Source organism: Candidatus Thiosymbion oneisti (assembly GCF_900092655.1).
In the GTDB taxonomy this organism is placed as follows: domain Bacteria; phylum Pseudomonadota; class Gammaproteobacteria; order Chromatiales; family Chromatiaceae; genus Thiosymbion; species Thiosymbion oneisti.
Window position 1 is genome coordinate 1 of the sequence record NZ_FLUY01000347.1, and the last position, 17,397, is coordinate 17,397.

General features: G+C 61.9%; 15 protein-coding genes and 1 pseudogene. 6 read left to right on the top strand and 10 right to left on the bottom strand.

All coding sequences use genetic code 11. From position 1 onward, the window contains the following. Nucleotides 1–474 precede the first annotated feature (474 nt). From BQ17_RS03260 to aroA, 5 genes and pseudogenes are all read right to left on the bottom strand, one after another. Nucleotides 475–930: pseudogene (locus tag BQ17_RS03260) on the bottom strand (IS1595 family transposase); the annotation flags it as partial. A gap of 42 nt (nt 931–972) precedes the next feature. After that, the gene (gene ihfB, locus BQ17_RS03265; protein ID WP_089724277.1) at nt 973–1,341 is read right to left on the bottom strand and encodes an integration host factor subunit beta; all 369 of its coding nucleotides are present in this window, start codon (nt 1,339–1,341) and stop codon (nt 973–975) included. Between the two features lie 65 nt (nt 1,342–1,406). Next, entirely contained in the window at nt 1,407–3,086 is a 1,680-nt protein-coding gene (rpsA, locus tag BQ17_RS03270; RefSeq protein WP_089724278.1) for a 30S ribosomal protein S1, read from the bottom strand. Nucleotides 3,087–3,439: 353 nt separating this feature from the next. Next, on the bottom strand, nt 3,440–4,108 hold the full coding sequence (gene cmk, locus BQ17_RS03275) for a (d)CMP kinase (protein WP_089724279.1): 669 nt from the start codon (nt 4,106–4,108) through the stop codon (nt 3,440–3,442). Continuing rightward, nucleotides 4,105–5,427 carry a 3-phosphoshikimate 1-carboxyvinyltransferase gene (gene aroA / locus BQ17_RS03280; RefSeq protein ID WP_089724280.1) on the bottom strand — a complete coding sequence of 441 codons (1,323 nt, stop codon included), beginning with the start codon at nt 5,425–5,427 and terminating at the stop codon, nt 4,105–4,107. Before aroA ends, cmk begins: the two co-directional genes overlap by 4 nt. Before the next feature lie 301 nt (nt 5,428–5,728). On the opposite strand from aroA, the gene BQ17_RS03285 reads away from it, so the two are divergent. The 3 genes from BQ17_RS03285 to BQ17_RS03295 are packed head-to-tail and all read left to right on the top strand — an operon-like array spanning nt 5,729 to nt 8,702. Then, nucleotides 5,729–6,592, top strand: coding sequence for a pirin family protein (locus BQ17_RS03285; protein ID WP_089724281.1), 864 nt, complete (start codon nt 5,729–5,731; stop codon nt 6,590–6,592). Nucleotides 6,593–6,635: 43 nt separating this feature from the next. Further along, nucleotides 6,636–7,073, top strand: coding sequence for a secondary thiamine-phosphate synthase enzyme YjbQ (locus BQ17_RS03290; protein ID WP_089724282.1), 438 nt, complete (start codon nt 6,636–6,638; stop codon nt 7,071–7,073). A 6-nt stretch (nt 7,074–7,079) separates the two neighbouring features. Next, complete coding sequence (locus BQ17_RS03295; protein ID WP_089724283.1) at nt 7,080–8,702, top strand: NAD+ synthase; 1,623 nt, start codon at nt 7,080–7,082, stop codon at nt 8,700–8,702. 542 nt (nt 8,703–9,244) lie between these two features. On the opposite strand, the gene purE is transcribed toward BQ17_RS03295, so the two are convergent. Continuing rightward, the gene (purE, locus tag BQ17_RS03300; protein ID WP_089724284.1) at nt 9,245–9,751 is read right to left on the bottom strand and encodes a 5-(carboxyamino)imidazole ribonucleotide mutase; all 507 of its coding nucleotides are present in this window, start codon (nt 9,749–9,751) and stop codon (nt 9,245–9,247) included. A gap of 348 nt (nt 9,752–10,099) precedes the next feature. Continuing rightward, complete coding sequence (locus BQ17_RS03305; protein WP_089724285.1) at nt 10,100–12,514, bottom strand: cytochrome C; 2,415 nt, start codon at nt 12,512–12,514, stop codon at nt 10,100–10,102. A gap of 656 nt (nt 12,515–13,170) precedes the next feature. Between BQ17_RS03305 and BQ17_RS03310 the strand changes: the two genes are divergently transcribed. Then, nucleotides 13,171–13,503, top strand: a complete 333-nt coding sequence (locus tag BQ17_RS03310; RefSeq protein ID WP_089724286.1) for a hypothetical protein — start codon at nt 13,171–13,173, stop codon at nt 13,501–13,503. 258 nt (nt 13,504–13,761) lie between these two features. Here BQ17_RS03310 and BQ17_RS03315 read toward each other — a convergent pair whose 3' ends face one another. After that, a complete protein-coding gene (locus BQ17_RS03315; protein ID WP_089724287.1) occupies nt 13,762–14,223 on the bottom strand; it encodes an OsmC family protein in 462 nt (153 codons plus the stop codon). A gap of 118 nt (nt 14,224–14,341) precedes the next feature. Between BQ17_RS03315 and BQ17_RS03320 the strand changes: the two genes are divergently transcribed. Further along, on the top strand, nt 14,342–14,623 hold the full coding sequence (locus BQ17_RS03320; RefSeq protein WP_089724288.1) for a BrnA antitoxin family protein: 282 nt from the start codon (nt 14,342–14,344) through the stop codon (nt 14,621–14,623). Nucleotides 14,624–14,735: 112 nt separating this feature from the next. Here the strand turns inward: BQ17_RS03320 and BQ17_RS03325 are convergent, their stop codons facing one another. Next, nucleotides 14,736–15,566 carry a Fic family protein gene (locus tag BQ17_RS03325; RefSeq protein ID WP_089724289.1) on the bottom strand — a complete coding sequence of 277 codons (831 nt, stop codon included), beginning with the start codon at nt 15,564–15,566 and terminating at the stop codon, nt 14,736–14,738. A 325-nt stretch (nt 15,567–15,891) separates the two neighbouring features. Then, a complete protein-coding gene (locus BQ17_RS03330; protein WP_089724290.1) occupies nt 15,892–16,479 on the bottom strand; it encodes a DJ-1/PfpI family protein in 588 nt (195 codons plus the stop codon). A 205-nt stretch (nt 16,480–16,684) separates the two neighbouring features. On the opposite strand from BQ17_RS03330, the gene BQ17_RS03335 reads away from it, so the two are divergent. Beyond that, nucleotides 16,685–17,302, top strand: a complete 618-nt coding sequence (locus BQ17_RS03335; protein WP_089724291.1) for a class I SAM-dependent methyltransferase — start codon at nt 16,685–16,687, stop codon at nt 17,300–17,302. Nucleotides 17,303–17,397: the final 95 nt, after the last annotated feature.

The window sequence follows — 17,397 nt, forward strand, 5'->3', positions numbered from 1 at the left end:
GTGCGCCGGCAAAGCGGCGCGGCCGCATCGAACCTCAGCCACGGGGGATACCAGCGGCGTTGGCCGGGAATCCGGGCACTCAGGTTCCACCTGCGCCGCGGCGACGGCGCTTTTCCCTGACCGCAACACCTTTGATGCGTGGTCCAATCCAAAGCGGCGGCAGGATTGTGCCACTTGGCCGACCCCCCACTTATGCCTGGCACTGTAGATTCCGGTAAGCATCGGGGTCAGGTTGCCGCCGCACTCCAAAACGTCCGGCGGTACCCTTCCATTATCGTTGGCAATCTGGAATCCATAAAGAGCCATTTTTAAATGGTTAGCGTAGAGCGGTTCATTAACCACACCCCATTTCTTTATTTGATCCCCTCTCCCCGGCCCTCTCCCGGGGGGAGAGGGAGTGCAGCTTGTGGCGTGCCCGACAGACTGCTCGTGGCGATGTTTCCATTTAAACCTTAACCACTACCCTTCGGCTTTCTCAATGGCAACCAAGATGGGGGGGCGTCCACCACCACGACCGGCTTTACCGGTCTTGTTCGCACCCAGGTAGGCATCGTCGACCTCGATCAAGTCGGTGAGTCGATAGCGGCTGTCGCGCTGGCCCATGGCGACCCGCAAGCGGTGTCACATGGAGTCGGCCGTGCGCCACTGGACGTCGATGAGCTGGGACAGACGCAAGGCCGAAATTCCACCCGTGTCGGTGCCAACCCAGTACAGAGCCCAGAACCATTTGGTCAGGGGCACATGGCTGCCGTGGAAGAGGGTCCCGGCGGTGAGGGAGGTCTGATGGGAGCAGCGAGCACATTCATAATGCCGCCGCGTGCTGCAATACCAACCGTGGTCGTGTCCGCACTGTGGGCAGCGAAAGCCATCGGGCCAGCACAAGCTGGCAAGTTCCGCCGCGCAGGCCTCGGACAGATCAGGAATTCTCATCGGTGTCCACTGCTGCACCGATGCACCGATCAGGGGAACGAATCAGGTATCGCCGTCGGTGTCTGCCGCCTTGGACGCTTCCTGGTCGGCTGCGGCCTGGTCCTGCTGTTGGGCCTGCTCTGCCATGAAGGCGGCATTGACGCGATCGCGCAGCTCCTTTCCGGGTTTGAAGTGGGGAACATGCTTTCCCGCCAAAGCAACGGGACCACCCGTCTTGGGATTACGACCGATGCGCGGCGGGCGGTAGTGCAGGCAGAAGCTGCCGAAGCCGCGGATCTCGATGCGTCCACCGGCAGCGAGGGTACTGCTCATCTGCTCCAGGATGCAGCGGACAGTCAGTTCCACATCTCGGTAGACCAGGTGATGCGCTTGCTCATCCGCGAGCAGCTCAATCAGCTCCGATTTTGTCATCACGCTCGTTTCCGCAGACAAGATTCAATACCCGGCACGCACGGGCCGTCCGTTCAGGAGAGGATTCAATCTTTCTGATCTTCTTCCATCTGTTGCTTGAGGATGTCGCCCAGGGTGGCGGTACCGGCCTGCGCATCACGGGCATACCCCTTGATGGCGGCGCTCTCCTCATCCATATCCTTGGCCTTGATGGACAACGAAAGGGTGCGATTCTTGCGATCCACACCGACAAACTTGGCCTCGATCTCGTCGTCGACCTTGAGCACCGCGCGGGCATCCTCGACCCGGTCGCGGGATATCTCGGAGGCGCGCAAATAGCCCTCGACGCCGTCGGCCAGGACCACGGTCGCGCCCTTGGCGTCCACCTCCTTGATGGTTCCGGTGACAACGCTGCCCTTCTCGTTGAGGGCGACGAAGGAGGAAAAGGGATCCTTATCGAGCTGCTTTACCCCCAGGGAGATACGCTCGCGCTCGGGATCGACCGAGAGCACCACGGCCTCGAGCTCATCGCCTTTCTGGTAACGGCGCAGGGACTGCTCGCCGGACTCATCCCAGGAGATATCCGACAGGTGCACCAAGCCATCGATGCCCCCATCGAGGCCGATGAAGATACCGAAGTCCGTGATGGACTTGATCTTGCCGCTGATGTGATCGCCCTTCTTGTAGTTGGCGGCAAACTCATCCCAGGGGTTTATCCGACATTGCTTGATGCCGAGGGAGATGCGACGACGTTCCTCGTCGATGTCGAGTACCATCACCTCCACCTCATCACCCAGGGTGACGACCTTGCTGGGGTGGATGTTCTTGTTGGTCCAGTCCATCTCGGAGACATGGACCAGCCCCTCGACACCCTCCTCGATCTCTACGAAGCAGCCGTAATCAGCGGTATTGGTGACCTTACCGAAGACCCGGGTACCCTCGGGGTAACGCCGGGAGATATTGACCCAGGGATCCTCGCCCATCTGCTTGAGACCCAGGGAGACCCGCTGGCGCTCGCGGTCGAACTTGAGCACCTTGACCGTGACCTCGTCGCCGATTTCGACCACCTCCGAGGGGTGCTTGACCCGCCGCCAGGCCATGTCCGTGATATGCAGCAGACCGTCGATGCCCCCCAGGTCGAGAAAGGCGCCGTAGTCCGTCAGGTTCTTCACGACGCCCTTGATTGCTATGCCCTCTTCCAGCCTTTCGAGCAGGGCCTCACGCTCGGCGCTGTACTCCTCTTCCACCACGGCACGGCGGGACACCACCACATTGTTGCGCTTGCGGTCCAGCTTGATGATCTTGAACTCCAGCTCTTTGCCTTCCAGATAACTGGTATCGCGTACCGGACGCACGTCCACGAGCGAGCCGGGGAGAAAGGCGCGGACGCTGCCGAGATCGACCGTGAACCCTCCCTTGACCTTGCCGCTGATAAGGCCCTTGACGGTGTCCGCCGCCTCGAAGGCATTTTCCAGGAACTCCCAGGCGGCATGGCGTTTCGCCTTGTCTCGCGACAGACGCGTAGCGCCGGAGCCGTCCTCGACCGCGTCGAGGGCGACCTGTATCTGGTCGCCGACCGCAACCTCCAGGTCACCCTCGGCATCGAAGAATTGGTTCCTGGGGATGACACCTTCCGACTTCAGGCCAGCGTTGACGATCACCGTATCGGGGGTGATATCCACCACCGTACCGGTGACGATGGTGCCGGGCTGCAGCTGGGTAGCGGAGAGACTCTCTTCGAGGAGTTCGGCAAAGCTTTCGGTCATGGGTTCAAGGTATCCTGACGCAGGCGTCGTCTTGTCCCTTCCGGGCAAGGGCTTGGGTTGAACTTAGGGCCCGTCGCCGCGCGGCGGACCAGCTAGGAAGGGTCAGCCGGCTAGGTCGGCACGGCCACCCGCAACTTAAGAGCCTGTCTGGCATACGGCTGTTCTCCTGCGGATTTGAGGAGGTGCGGAATCGAGGCGGCCGATCGGAGTTCCCGCTCGATTTCGTTAAATAGGCTTAAGCTTTCGCCCCAATCGAGCGGAAAATCCTCATCTTTGTGCCCCTCGATTCCTCGCTACGAACGCGTAACCCAGACAGGCTCTGAAACGATCGGCAAAAAACGGTATACCGGACGCTAATCGGTCGCATCCGGGAAGACGCGCTTCACGGCTTCCAGGACCCGGACCAGCACCTCCGCGATCGTCATGGCGGTGGTATCCACCACCAGTGCCCCAAGGGGCGGTTTCAGCGGCGCCGCGGAACGACTAGCATCACGCTCGTCACGTTCGCGAATCTCCCTGACAAGCGGAGAAAGGCTAACATCCAACCCCTTTTGTCTCAACTGTTTATAACGACGTTTGGCCCGTTCTTCGGTACTCGCCGTCAGGAAGAGCTTCAGGGGCGCGTCCGGAAAGACCACGCTTCCCATGTCACGTCCGTCGGCCACCAGACCGGGCAGGCTTGCCGCCTCTCGTTGCCGGGCGAGCAGCCGCTCGCGCACGGGGCCGTGGACGGCTATCCGGGAAGCGGCGTTGCCCACCGCTTGGGTACGGATGGCCTCGGATACGTCCTCGCCATCCAGCAAGACCCGCCGATCCCGGAATTCCACCTGCATGGTCGAGGCCAAGGCCGCCAGCGCCGCCACCGCGTCCGGATCGAGCCCCCGGCGTTGCGCGGCCAAACCGAGTGTCCGGTAGAGGGCGCCGCTGTCCAGGCAGTGCCAGCCCAGCCGCCGGGCCAGAAGCTCGGCGATGGTGCCCTTGCCGGTCCCCGATGGACCATCGATCGTGACGACGGGGATCATGCCCGCCTTTCCTCGATGCCCAGTCCAACCCCGGCGGCCAGAGCCGCAAAGCCCGGGAAGGAGGTATTCACATGGGCGCAGTCCCGGACCTTGATCGGGGCCCCGGCCCGTAGGGCCGCGATGGCGAACGCCATAGCGACCCGGTGGTCGCCGCCGCTGTCCACCCGGCCACCGCCATAGCCGCCGCCGCGGATCCTGATGCCGTCGGCGCGGGGCTCGACCGCCACCCCGAGGGCCGCCAGACCCTCCGCCATGACCCGAATCCGGTCGCTCTCCTTGACCCGCAGCTCTTCCGCGCCGGTCAGCAAGGTCTCGCCCCGGGCACAGGCAGCGGCAATGAACAGGGCCGGAAACTCGTCGATCGCCAGTGGCACCTGGTCGCGTGGGATCACAATGCCCTGTAACGGAGCCGAGCGTACCCGCACATCCGCCACCGGCTCACCACCGGCATTCCGCGGATTGGTGAGCCGGATATCCGCGCCCATGGCGTGCAGGATGTTCAGCACCCCGATCCGGGTCGGATTCACGCCTACATGCTCCAGCGTCAGGTCCGAGCCGGGGGCGATGCTCGCCCCCACCAGAAAGAAAGCGGCGGAGGAGATATCCCCCGGGATATCGAGACGGCAGGCGGACAGCCGTCCGCCCCCCGTGATGCAGATCCGCGACCCGGCACGACGGACCGGATGGCCGAAGGCCGCGAGCATCCGCTCGGTGTGGTCCCGGGTCAGTGTCGGCTCCGTGACGCAGGTCTCGCCCTTGGCATAGAGCCCGGCCAGCAGCAGACAGGATTTCACCTGGGCGCTGGCCACGGGCGGCGCGTAGCTGATCGGACGCAGCCCAGCGACCGGCGCGATCTGCAGCGGCGCAGTGCCCGGATCCGTGGTCTCGATCCGGGCGCCCATCCGCTCCAGGGGCTCCGTAACCCGCCGCATCGGCCGCTTGCTCAAGGAGGGATCACCCACCAGCGTCGTCGCAAACCGCTGCCCGGCCAGCAACCCGGCGAGCAATCGCATGGAGGTGCCGGAGTTGCCGAGATCCAGATCCGAACGCGGGGCGCGCAGACCCCTAAGCCCAACCCCCGCGATGCGCACGCGCCCAACCTCCGGCCCCTCGATAGGGACCCCCATGGCGCGGAAGGCACCGAGGGTCGCCAGGTTATCCGCACCTTCCAGAAAACCGGAGATCCGGGTTACCCCATCGGCGATGGCGCCGAGCATGACGGCCCGGTGGGAGATCGACTTGTCTCCGGGCACCCGGAGACGCCCGCGCAGTCTGCCGCCGGGCCTTACCTGGAAGCCTAGATCCGAAGCCGTGCTCAAGCTGACTGCCCGCTCGGAGATCCCATGGGTTGCAATCGAATCGAAGACAGCGCGGTTTAGCCTCCCCTCAGGGGTATAAACACGCGGCCCCCTAATTCTTCAAGTATTGGATTATACTCGAATGTGACTGCGGTTTTTGACTGCGGCACGGTTGGACCCAGAGCTACCAAATGATAATCACTGCTGAAACATATCCTTTGGGTAATGGTTCAGAGCCTCCTGTTGTTGCCAGCCATGGCACCTGGATTCCGGCACCCCCTGCCGGAAAGACACAGTGAGGCCTATGCGTGGAGACAGTCCTATGGCAACCAAGCTCATTGAAGGCCAGGTCCGAGATCTGGGTGGATTTTCTCTGCGTCGGGTGCTGCCGGCTCCGGACTATCGCGCCGTGGGACCCTTTGTTTTCTTCGACCATTTTGGTCCCGAGACCTTCGGCCCCGGGCAAAATCTGGACGTGCGTCCTCACCCCCACATCGGACTTGCGACGGTCACCTACCTCCTGCAGGGGAGCATCGATCATCGCGACAGCCTGGGCTTTCACCAAACCATCACCCCCGGAGCCATCAACTGGATGACCGCGGGCAAGGGAATCGTGCATTCGGAGCGCACTCCCGCTGAGCTTCGCAAGCGGGAAAAGAGGATACATGGCATTCAGCTGTGGGTCGCTTTACCCGAGGAAAACGAAGAGGACGAGCCCGCCTTTTTTCATCACCCCCAAGACTCCATACCGATCGTAGCCCGCAAGGGGGTCACACTCAGAGTGCTCGTCGGCAGTGCATTCGGAGCAGAATCGCCCGTGGAGATCTATTCTCCGATGTTTTATGTCGACGCTTCCCTGGAATCCGGTGCCACGCTGCAGCTCGAAAAAGCCTACAGCGAACGCGCACTCTTTTTACTGACGGGAAGTGTCTCGGTCGGAGAGCAGGTGCTTGCCGAGCCTCGCATGCTGGTCTTCGAAAAGGATGACGACCTTGTGATTAGGACGGACCTTGGGGCACGCTTCGTCCTACTCGGTGGAGAGCCCTTGGGGCCGCGTACCCTGTTTTGGAATTTTGTTTCCAGCAATCCCGAGCGCATTGCGCAAGCAAAGCGTGACTGGACCGAGCGCAAGTTTCCCCTGATCCCCGGCGACGAAGAAGAGCGCGCCGCAATACCCGGCGAGTGATCCTCATCCTGCACAGCTGCCAAATCCCAAATCAACGCCGCCTATGATCAGCATCCACCACATCCTCACGATTCCTACCGACCCCGGTATCGCCCTGCACGACATCACGCCGCAGATTCGTGGCCTGGTTGCAGACAGCGGCATGGCCTGCGGATTTCTGACTGTGACCTCCCGTCACACCACGACGGCCATCACCATCAACGAGCATGAGGAACGGCTGCTGGAGGACGTCAGGCGCTTCTTCACGCGCCTAATCCCGCCGGGGGAGGCCTATCTGCACAACGACATCGAGCTGCGGGATTGCCCACCCGACGAGCCGGAGAATGCCCATTCCCATCTCCTGGCGATGTTGGTCGGGAGCTCGGAGGTCATCCCGATCGTCGCCGGGGATCCGGATCTCGGTGACTGGCAATCCGTCATGCTGGTGGAGCTGGACGGACCACGGGAGCGGACGGTTGGCCTGCGGCTGTTTGGGGAGTGAGCGACAATGGAAACGTCCCTGAGGCTGCGCATCCTGATCGCACAACTGAATCTGCTCGTCGGTGACGTCGACGGCAATCGGGATCAGGTGATTGCGGCGGCAAATGCCGCACGGAACGAGCAGAAAGCGGACCTGCTGGTATTCCCGGAGCTGACCCTGACCGGTTATCCGCCGGAGGACTTGCTCCTGCGCCCCGAGCTCACCGAGCGTACCCAGGCGGCATTGAGGCGGATCGCTGCCGAGACGCGGGGGATGGCGCTGATCTTGGGCTACCCCAAGGCGGCGCTGGGGGGCCTGTTCAATGTGGCGGGCCTGGTAAGCGACGGTCAGGTCATCGCCGAGTATGCGAAACAGCTTCTGCCGAACTACAGGGTCTTCGACGAAAAACGCTACTTCCAGCCCGGAAACGGCCCCGGCATCCTGGAATTCAAGGGGACACGCATCGCCCTTACGGTATGCGAGGATATCTGGGAGGAGGGCCCGACGCGCCAGGCCGCGGCGGCCGGTGCCGAGCTGCTGATCAATATCAATGCCTCGCCCTATCACCTCGACAAGGCCCCGGAACGTGAGGCTTTGGTCCGGCTCCGGGCGCAAGAGCACGGAATCCCGATCATCTACGCGAATCTGGTGGGGGGACAGGACGAGTTGGTGTTCGACGGCGGCTCCTTCGTGGTCGACGCAGCGGGGAATCTCACGCATCGGGCCCCCTATTTCGAGGCGGCATCCCTGGTCGTGGATATGGATCTCGAGCACCGGCCACGCCCGTTGCCGGGCGCCGTGGCACCCGTGCTCGAACGGGAGGAGGCCATCTATCGCGCCCTGGTGCTCGGGGTGCGGGATTACGTCCGCAAGAACGGCTTCGACGGGGCCGTGCTGGGTCTGTCGGGAGGGATCGACTCGGCCCTGACGCTGGCGGTAGCGACGGATGCCTTGGGTCCGGAGCTGGTGGAGGTCGTACTCATGCCGTCGCGCTACACTGCCGACATGAGCCTGGATGACGCGCTGGAACAGGCGCGAATCCTCGGCGTAAAGGCCAGCGTCCTCTCCATCGAGCCGGCCTTCAAGGCCTTTCTCGGCATGCTGGCAGACCAGCTCCCAGACCGGGATGCCGGCGTCACCGAGGAGAATATCCAGGCCCGCTGCCGGGGCATTATTCTCATGGCCATCAGCAACCAGCAGGGCAAGATGCTCTTGACCACCGGTAACAAGAGCGAGATGGCCGTAGGCTATGCGACCCTGTACGGAGATATGGCGGGGGGGTTCGCGCCCCTCAAGGATCTGTCCAAGACCCTGGTCTATCGTTTGGCACGCTACCGTAATCGGCGCTCGCGGGTCATTCCGGAGCGGGTGTTGACCCGCCCGCCCTCCGCCGAGCTGCGACCGGATCAGACCGACCAGGACAGCCTGCCGGATTATGATCTGCTCGACGAGATCCTCAAACGCTACATCGAGGACGACTGGAGTGTCGCCGCAATCGTGGCGGCAGGCTATCCGGAGGCGGAGGTGCAACGGGTGGCGCGCCTGGTGGACCGCAATGAGTACAAACGCCGCCAGGCACCGCCCGGGGTGCGTATAACCCGCCGGGCCTTCGGCCGCGACCGGCGCTATCCCATCACCAGCGGTTTCTGAGCGCGCATGACCCGGCAGAGCGAACACCAACTACTACAGCAGCGTCGAAATACCGATAACATCGGTTCGGTTCTTCCATCGGGAATGCTTTTTTGCCGCAAATGAACGCGAATTAACGCAAATCGGTCGTAATCGGTTCACCAGCATCGACCGTTCCTGATCCAATTGCGTTATTTGCGTTCATTTGCGTTCATTTGCGGATAATTTTTCTGTGAGGATACTGTTCGCTCAATGTTATCGGTAGCCCGTAGGATGCGGTGAGCGCAGCGAACCGCATCGCCGGAATCGGATTGAGCAAGATTGAGTATGGGAAAATTGATGCGGTCCCTGAGCTGGTTCCTTCCCGCCCCTGACCGGCGTCGAATACCCTGAGATGGAAAAGGAATCGGCCAATGCTCTGTGTCCTCTGTGTTCTCTGTGGTTCAAATTTCACCGACTGGCAGCTGACGCCACCCTTTTTGCGACACCCTCGCCGGGAGAGGGGTCAAAGGGCGAGAGGGGGACAAAGGGTGAAGATCGGTGCCTTGTGCGACACCCCCTCTTCAACCCGGCAGCTTGCGTTGCAGCTCCGCGTCCTTGGCCTGTACCGCACGGGCATTTTCCTCCCGTTCCAACCGTATCCGCTCGGCCAGATCGGCATCGCCCAGGGCCAGGATCTGGGCCGCCAGATAGCCCGCGTTCTTGGCCCCGGCCTTGCCGATAGCCACGGTGGCCACCGGGATCCCCCCCGGCATCTGCACCGTGGACAGCAGCGAGTCCACCCCCTTCAAAGGTCCGGCATCCAAGGGGATGCCGATCACCGGCCTGAGGGTGAGTCCGGCGACGGTCCCGGCCAGATGGGCCGCCAAGCCGGCCGCCGCGATGAAGAGGGCGCAGCCACGGCCTTCCGCGTCCTTCACGTAGGCATGGGTGGCGGCCGGCGTGCGATGGGCGGAGGTAATCTTCACCTCGTGCGGAATCTCCAGCTTGGACAACACATCCAAGGTGGCCTGGACGGTGGACAGATCGGAATCGGATCCCATCAGGACCGCGACGAATGGGGTAGTCACATCGAGTCTCCTCTCTGGCTCCCACGCTCCGGCGTGGGAGCAAGTCCAGACGCTCCAGCGTCGAAACCTTGGCCGCTGGAGCGGCCACACTTACGTTCCCACGCTGGAGCGTGGGAACGAGCCAAAAATGAAGGAAACAGCAAATCACGCAACTCCGCTTCCGCCCCGCAACAGCCCGCGGACGGGCTTTTACGACACTCTCCCGCGGGAGAGGGGCTTTTTTTTCTCGTTCCCACGCGCTGCGTGGGAACCTGGTTGCTCCGCGCCGCGGAGAGAATATGGCATTGGGATCAGATCTGCTCCTATGATTGGAAGCCTTTGGCACCCTTCGGATCAGGGACGACCCGCTTACTTCTTCCCCTCCACCGATTCCGTATAGGCCTTGAACATCTTGTTCATCAGCTCGATGTGCTGCTCATCGGTCAACTGACCCTCGGTCGCGGCCTTGGACCAGAGTTCGGCATTGCTCATCTCACGATGGCAACCCATGCATAGACCCGTGCGCTCCATACCCATGCGCATTTCCTTGGTCAAGGCGCGGGACAGGGGCCAGTGGGTACCGACGGTCTGCACCTGCTGGCCGTCCTTGATGATGGTGGACCAGTCGTAGTCCAGGGCGGGGATCCCGGGGATCTGGATCTGGTAGCGGCCAGGGATCGGCTCGCCGTTCTTCTGGTCGATCAGGTCCTCGACGATGTCCTCGGGATAGCGGGCCTGGAAGACGCCGCCGGAGATCCCGTAGCCCATGGCCTTGGGGTTGTTGTGGCAGGACTCGCAGGTGCGGGCCTTGCGTTGGACCGAGTGGGGCTGCACCGGGGCCATATCGATGGCATCCGGCACCCGCGCCTGGCCGAGCGCCGCCTGCTCGTCCGGCGACTTACCGAGCTGGTTCAAAGCGACCACCTTGTTCTCCCGGTCGATGACGGTGTAGACGATCTGGCAGCCGGGCATCAGCGGGGTCACACGGCCCTCGCCGTTGATGCCGAGCACCGGCTCCTCCCAGCGCAGATAGGAGCGCTTCTCGAACACCTTGCCCGGCCGCTTGTGACCATGGGTGCCCAGGGGGGATTCGGCGGTCTGGCCGTCGTCGAACCGCTCGCTGCCGCCGGCGATCCAGTCCGTATCCTGGAACGGCTTGCCGTCCTGGTCCTTGCCGTAGTTGACCTGCACGTGGCAACCATAGCACTGGGGTACCCAGGAGGCGTGGCAGGCATAACACTCCATGCTCTCGTTGTGCTTAGCCACGTCGTTCATGGCGACCATGGCGTCCGGGCTCTTCCAGCTGTTGTCCTCAGCCAACTGCTTCAGGAGCGGCACCTGGAAATCCAGGCCGGTGGCGGAGTGTAGCACGACCTTTTTGCCGTCCTTCACCACATTGCCCAGGGGGTTGCCGCGGGTGGAGAGCAGATAACCATCCTGCTTGTCATACTGGGTCGCGTAGGCTTGGGTCTCGGCGAGCAGTGTATCGCCCAGTCCCCGGGCCTCGGTGGCGAGCGTCTTGCCGAACTCCTCGGAGAAGCCCAGGGGCAGCTCCCACGGGAACGCCTGGGGGGTGCCGTGGCAGTCCTGGCACTCGATCTCGACCTGGGCCAGGGTAGTGCCGAAGATGTTGCCGTCACCATGTATATCGATGGTGGTGTGGCAATCCTGACACAGCATGCCGCCCTGGGGGTTCTCGGGTCGGCTCTGGTCGTACTGGTGGTGCAGGTCGTCGGCGATGAAGAGGTACTGCTTGGTGTGCAGCCTGGGCTGGGTCTTGCCCTGCTCGTTATAGGGCGAGCCGTAGGGGAACTCCATCAGGCCCTGATAGGTGACGCCGATCCGCTTGCCGCGGTTGTGGCAGGAGTTGCAGGTCTCCACGGGGATACCCGAATACACCATATCATCCCGCACCTTGACCTTGGCCTCACGGGTGCCCTGGATGCGGTGCACCAGCATGTGGCCCTGCTCTTCCTTGTCGATGGTCGGGTCGCCGCCCTCGTAATAGCCCTCGTTGCCGTAGGGGATGTGGCAGGCGGAGCAGCCCATACCACGGTAGTCACCGCGCTTTTCGCGTCCCTTGACGCCCACATGGCAGCGCTGGCACTGCTGGCGCTGATAGGTGAAGCCCGCCAGCTTGGGATCGGCCTCGATCTCCTCGACCGAAGGCAGGGGGATCTGATCGAGCTTGGTCGGTAGCTGATCCGGATGCTCCTCGATCAGCTTAGTCATGTAGGTCTTGTAGACCTGGGTGCCGACGGTCGGCGTTAGCCCGTCCGTGTCTTCGACGGCGTAGTTGCCCCAGGGGACCTTGTAGTTCTGGACCTCCTCGATGCCCCAGGTGTGCAGATTGCCCTGGATCTTGCCAGCCTCGGTGTTCATCAGGGCGCGCTCCAATCGATAGGGATAGCCCTGGTGGCAACCGGACTGGCCGCAGGTGGCGTCGGCGATCCAGATGCTGCCCGGGTCCGGATAGAAGGTCTTGGGACCCGTTTCCGACGCCTTCTCGGGCACGCCTCGGTGCGCCTCCGCGGCCGTCAGGCCCCGCGGGTTGCCGCCATGGCAGACCACGCAGCCCTCGGGATCGCCTTGGGGTCTGCCCAGGGCCTTGATGGCGGCCAGCATGGCGCTGGTCTCCTCGCGGATCGATTCGATGCCTTCGTGACAACCCAGACAGCCCTTTTCCTTCGCGGTTTCCAATGTGATCTTGTCCGGAACAGCGGCCTGGAGGGGGCCTACCGCTCCGAGGGCCATAACCAGCGCAATCGAGATCAACCGCCTCATAACTTCCTCCTTGGTCCGGATGGGTGGGAGGTCGGATTCGTGACGAGAAGGCAATGGGAGCACGCCGCCGACCGCCCGTTACACATCCAATGATAATGCGTCGGCGGAAAAAAACCCTTGGGAAACGTAAAGAATTGCGCCAAGTCAGGAACTCTGACTCTTGGGCTTTGATTTTCTGAGAGGCCGTCTAAAAAAGGGCCGTAGGCCAGCGTAGGCGGTAGGCTGGGTTGAGGAACGAAACCCAGCGTTTAGGGGCCAGTTTAGTTTGCTTAAGTTTAGTCCCTCGACCCAGCCTACTGCTTTGAAATCAATATGTTAGTTTTTAGACAGCCTCCGAACCGGATCAAATCAGGCTAGGCGCAATCCGGCCGGTCGAGGACCGAGTAGATGCGCCCTAATCCGCTAATCGAACCGCAGCGTCCTAGAAGACGCAGCGGGTAGTCGTCAGTTGGTTGTTGGGGTTCGTCCCTCACCCCAATCTACGGGCTTTGCGCCTTTGTGGTTCAAACGCTTCCGCAGCCTCATTGCATATGCGGACCCATCTTTAGAAACACCGGGTTTCGTGCCTATAATGGAGGACTTGAATTTTTCAGGTCGAACCCCGCATCCTTGAGTTCAGAGTTCAGACCAAAATCGAGACCAGGAGACACTTGCCAATGAAAGACACGCGTAAGCTCGCCGCCGCGGTCATCACCGCCGGCGCTGCCTTCTTTACCCAGCCGGCATCCGCCTTTTTCGGCATGATGGATGATTTCTTCGGCGGCAACGATGATTACTACGACGGCTACGGCCCCCATCGGTACGGTGGCCCCTACGGGTACGGCGGACCCTATGGTTGGGGCGGTGGTCCCTATGGTTGGGGCGGTGGTCCCTATGGTTGGAGCGGTGGTCCCTACGGCTGGGGTGCTCCTTATGGGTACGGCGGCCACTATGGCGCCCAACAGGCCCCGGCCCAATCCACCCCGGCACCGCCGCCTACCCCGGAATGATCTTCACGATCTCGAACAGGCCGCGCGGCCGTAAATAAGCGTAGCGGGCTGCGTGGGTAGTCTTGTAGGTCGGGTTAGGCGCGCCTTGTGAGGCGGGGGTAGGTAACCGAGGCTGAACGCGCCGTAACCCGACATCCAAGGCTGGTCCGCGGCATCCGGTGTCGGGTTACGGCGTGCCCGGATCCCGTGGCCTGACCGAACACCGAAGCACGCGCCTAACCCGACTTTGTGCCCATGCGGTTTTCCGGCACGGCACGCCTACTCCGAGCTGTGCAATATCTGCCCCTTCTCGTCTTCCACCGAGACCTTGATGGGAATGCCTTTGCGGATGCTGGCGCTCACGATGCAGAAGTCCTCGAACAGGTCCTTGCAGCGGTCGAATCGCTTGGCGCCGGCCAACTCGTCATTGACGATCAGTCTGACTTCCATGCCGCCGATGCGCAGGCGGTTCTTCTCGGTTCGGACCATGATGCAGGTGGCCTCGGTGCGTAGGCTGTTGGCAGGCGGCTCTTCCTTGGTCAGGCAGTAGAGCAGGCTGGCGCTCATGCAGTTGGCGGCGGCCGCGGCGAGCAAGCGGGATGCGTTGGGACCGGAGGCCTCGCCCAAGGGCGGCGGCTCGTCCAGGAGGAGGTCCGCGGCTTTTTTCCAGTCGAAGCGGACATTGATTTCGTAGTTTTCCCGTTGCTCCAGGTGGATGGTGAAACGACCTTCTTCGGACATGGGACTTCCTCTCGTTGTTGAAGCTTGTGGGCTGTCTGGGTTCTATCGATTTTCACAAACGATAGCTTGTACCGAATCATCAGCCTGCGCAAGGCGTTGCCGCGAGAAGTGAGGGCCTATGCAAATCGAATCTAAGCACGGTCGGGTGTTCGATCTGCCGTCCACCCAAGAAGAGGCCGAGATCCGCGCCGGGATTGCCGACGATCCGGCTGCCTACGAGTTACCGGATGAGACGCTCGAGACGCTCCGGCCCGTCAGCCGTCCAAAGGTGGCCGTAACCAAGCAGCCGGTGTCCATTCGACTGTCGCCGGAGGTGGTGGAGTATTTCAAATCTACCGGCAAGGGCTGGCAGACGCGGATGAACGCAGTGCTCATGGCATATGTCAATTCGCGGCGATAGGTGTAGGATGGGCAAAGCGAGCGCTTGGCAAAGATCCTTAAGGTTTCGGTCACTCCGCGGAGGTTTCCGAACTGCGGCAGCTTGATCGGATGCACAAAGCGAAGCGTGCCCATCAAATCTCTGACCTCACCCCCGTCGCACGTTTGGCCTGCCGAGTTCTTGCCTGCTCAATTAGGTTGTGCGTGGCCCGATAAGAACGCTGACAAAAGGCACGAAATGCGGCGTCCGAGGCGCGGGATGGCCAGATACCGGTCGCTGTTGTGAGCTGTCCGGTCGCTTGTTCATAGCCCGCCAGGGTGTCACTGTACTCTTTACGGTCCCGGCTATCGATCACCAGCGGCAGATGACCGGAACTCAGTAGGGGAAGGTTACTCACCAGCCTTGCCAGACGTCCGTTTCCATCCCAGAAGGGGTGGATATGCACAAAGCCCAAGTGCAACTTGGCATAGGCGTTGATCGCTTCGGTTTCGGATGGCTCCATACCGAGGGACCGATTCAATTCCGCCAACCACTGCGCCATCAGGGTAGGAACATGTTCAGGGGCCGCGTACTCGATGTAGGTCTGCCTACCGTCCTCGGTGACTGCGTAGGTACCGTTCGGTTCGACCTTCCAGGCGCCGCAGGGCTTATGGATATCCAGGACGAATTCGGACTGCACGGCCGTGTGCAGATCGCAAAGATGCGACTCGGTGACCGCCTCCTCCAACCCCGCATAGATGAGCTCGATGGCGTGCGCATGCCCCATGACCTCTTGGTGGTCCTTCAAGGGCTTGCCCGCTATGGTGAGCCCTTCCTCGATGACGAATTTGGTCTCACCCAAGGTGAGTGTATTGCCCTCCAACGCCGTGGAGGTATGGGTCCAGAGATCACGGAGCTGGCTCCACAGGGATTGCCGGATATCCCGGTCGAGGCCATGCAACGCACGGAACTTGGATGTGTTCACTAGTACCCCGTTTCGGCAAAATTTTCCGGTAAAACCAGTCTCTGTCATCTCGACCGAAGGGAGCTGTCATCCCGACCGTAGGGAGGGATCTTTAGCGATAAGACGACCACAAAGTCACAAGATCCCTCCTTCGTCGGGACAAGGATTTCTCGCTTCGCTAAGCTCTCTCCCTGCGGTCGAGATGACAAATGAAAACCAGCAAAATTGGATGAAACTTGGTACTAGAGAGATATGTCAATTCACGGCGGTGGCTCGTGCCGGTCCCGGACCCCGGCAGTGGGCCCGCGGGACGGGCAAACGAGTTTCCACCGCGGGCGGTGTGGAATCAGGGCTCGATGCGCGTCCCCAACAGCTCCAGGAACTTGCGGATCCACTCGGGATGGGCCAGCCATGCCGGTGCCGTCACCAGGTTTCCGTCCACATAGGCGTTGGAGAAGGTCTCGTTGATCTCGCACCAGCAGCCGCCGGCGCGCTCGATGTCGGGTTTGAGCGCCGGGTAGGCGGTGGCGTTCTTGCCCTGGAGCACCCCCGCGGCGACCAGGATCTGCTGACCGTGGCAAACGGACGCAATGGGCTTGTCCGCCGTGACGAATTGGCGCACGATCTCGATCAGGCGCTGGTTGAGCCGCAGGTACTCCGGGGCCCGGCCACCGGGAATGACTAGGGCATCATAGTCGGCGGGGTCAGTGGTCGCGAAATCGGCGTTGACGGTAAAGTTGTGGCCGGGCTTCTCGCTGTAGGTCTGATCGCCCTCGAAGTCGTGCACCGCCGTGCGCACCTGGTCGCCGGGCTGTTTGTCGGGGCAGACGGCATGGACCTCGTGGCCCACCATCTGGAGCATCTGAAAGGGCACCATGACTTCGTAGTCTTCTACGAAGTCACCTACCAGCATCAGGATCCGCTTAGCGGCCATCGGTAAGTCTCCTCGGGTGATCGTTGATCTTAAGGGGCCTTGACGTTTACCCGCAGCAAGGGCGATTGCAGTGCTTTTCCGCGCCGACGTGGGTTGCGGTTCGTCGCAACAGGCCTGCTATTCTTCCTCGCCACGCCTTGTCAGCGCGGAAAGGTGCCACAATCGGACCCTGAACGACGAATGTCAACAGCCCCTAACGAAAAATATGCTCAGCAGGCAACGGCTCGATAGACTCCGGGCCGACATTCGGTTCACCGCCGAGCTGGGCGGGCGCAACCTGGTGATTCACAGTACCTGGGGCCTATTCTCCCCGCGCGAGATCGACGAGGGCACCCGGCTGCTACTCAAACACCTCCAGGTGCGGCCGGCGGACGACTGTCTCGACCTGGGCTGCGGCTACGGCCCCGTCGGCCTTGCCATGGCAGTGCTGGCCCCGGAGGGCCGCACCCTTATGGTGGACAAGGATTTCATCGCCGTTCGGTACAGCAACCACAACGCCGAACGCAATGCAATCCACAACGCCCGCGCCCAACTCAGCAATGGATTCGACCAGATCGATCCGGATCTGCGCTTCGACCTGATCGCGAGCAACCTCCCCGCCAAGGTGGGCAGTGAGATGATCAGCCTCTACCTGCACGATGCCCGTGATCGGTTACGGGCCGGGGGAAGACTGTACCTGGTTACCGTCAACGGGCTGCGACAGTACCTGAAGCGCAACCTGAGCGAGGTCTTCGGCAATTACGAAAAGCTCAAGCAGGGGGCCCGCTACACCGTGGCCCTGGCCCGTCTGGAAAACGGAACAGCCGCCGCGGATCAATGCTGAAAAAATGGGTCTATAATCTAAGAGGCTGTCTAAAAATTAAGATACTGATTTTAGGGAATAAAATCTGCAAATTTCACGCTCGTTCCCACGCTCCA

What these genes read in the sequence shown, in the direction of transcription:
- BQ17_RS03310 (WP_089724286.1), top strand. Translation starts at nt 13,171, where the DNA reads ATGAAAGACACGCGTAAGCTCGCCGCCGCGGTCATCACCGCCGGCGCT.
- BQ17_RS03290 (WP_089724282.1), top strand. Translation starts at nt 6,636, where the DNA reads ATGATCAGCATCCACCACATCCTCACGATTCCTACCGACCCCGGTATC.
- BQ17_RS03285 (WP_089724281.1), top strand. Translation starts at nt 5,729, where the DNA reads ATGGCAACCAAGCTCATTGAAGGCCAGGTCCGAGATCTGGGTGGATTT.
- BQ17_RS03330 (WP_089724290.1), bottom strand. Translation starts at nt 16,479, where the DNA reads ATGGCCGCTAAGCGGATCCTGATGCTGGTAGGTGACTTCGTAGAAGAC.
- BQ17_RS03305 (WP_089724285.1), bottom strand. Translation starts at nt 12,514, where the DNA reads ATGAGGCGGTTGATCTCGATTGCGCTGGTTATGGCCCTCGGAGCGGTA.
- rpsA (WP_089724278.1), bottom strand. Translation starts at nt 3,086, where the DNA reads ATGACCGAAAGCTTTGCCGAACTCCTCGAAGAGAGTCTCTCCGCTACC.
- BQ17_RS03295 (WP_089724283.1), top strand. Translation starts at nt 7,080, where the DNA reads ATGGAAACGTCCCTGAGGCTGCGCATCCTGATCGCACAACTGAATCTG.
- BQ17_RS03315 (WP_089724287.1), bottom strand. Translation starts at nt 14,223, where the DNA reads ATGTCCGAAGAAGGTCGTTTCACCATCCACCTGGAGCAACGGGAAAAC.
- BQ17_RS03320 (WP_089724288.1), top strand. Translation starts at nt 14,342, where the DNA reads ATGCAAATCGAATCTAAGCACGGTCGGGTGTTCGATCTGCCGTCCACC.
- ihfB (WP_089724277.1), bottom strand. Translation starts at nt 1,341, where the DNA reads ATGACAAAATCGGAGCTGATTGAGCTGCTCGCGGATGAGCAAGCGCAT.
- BQ17_RS03335 (WP_089724291.1), top strand. Translation starts at nt 16,685, where the DNA reads ATGCTCAGCAGGCAACGGCTCGATAGACTCCGGGCCGACATTCGGTTC.
- cmk (WP_089724279.1), bottom strand. Translation starts at nt 4,108, where the DNA reads ATGATCCCCGTCGTCACGATCGATGGTCCATCGGGGACCGGCAAGGGC.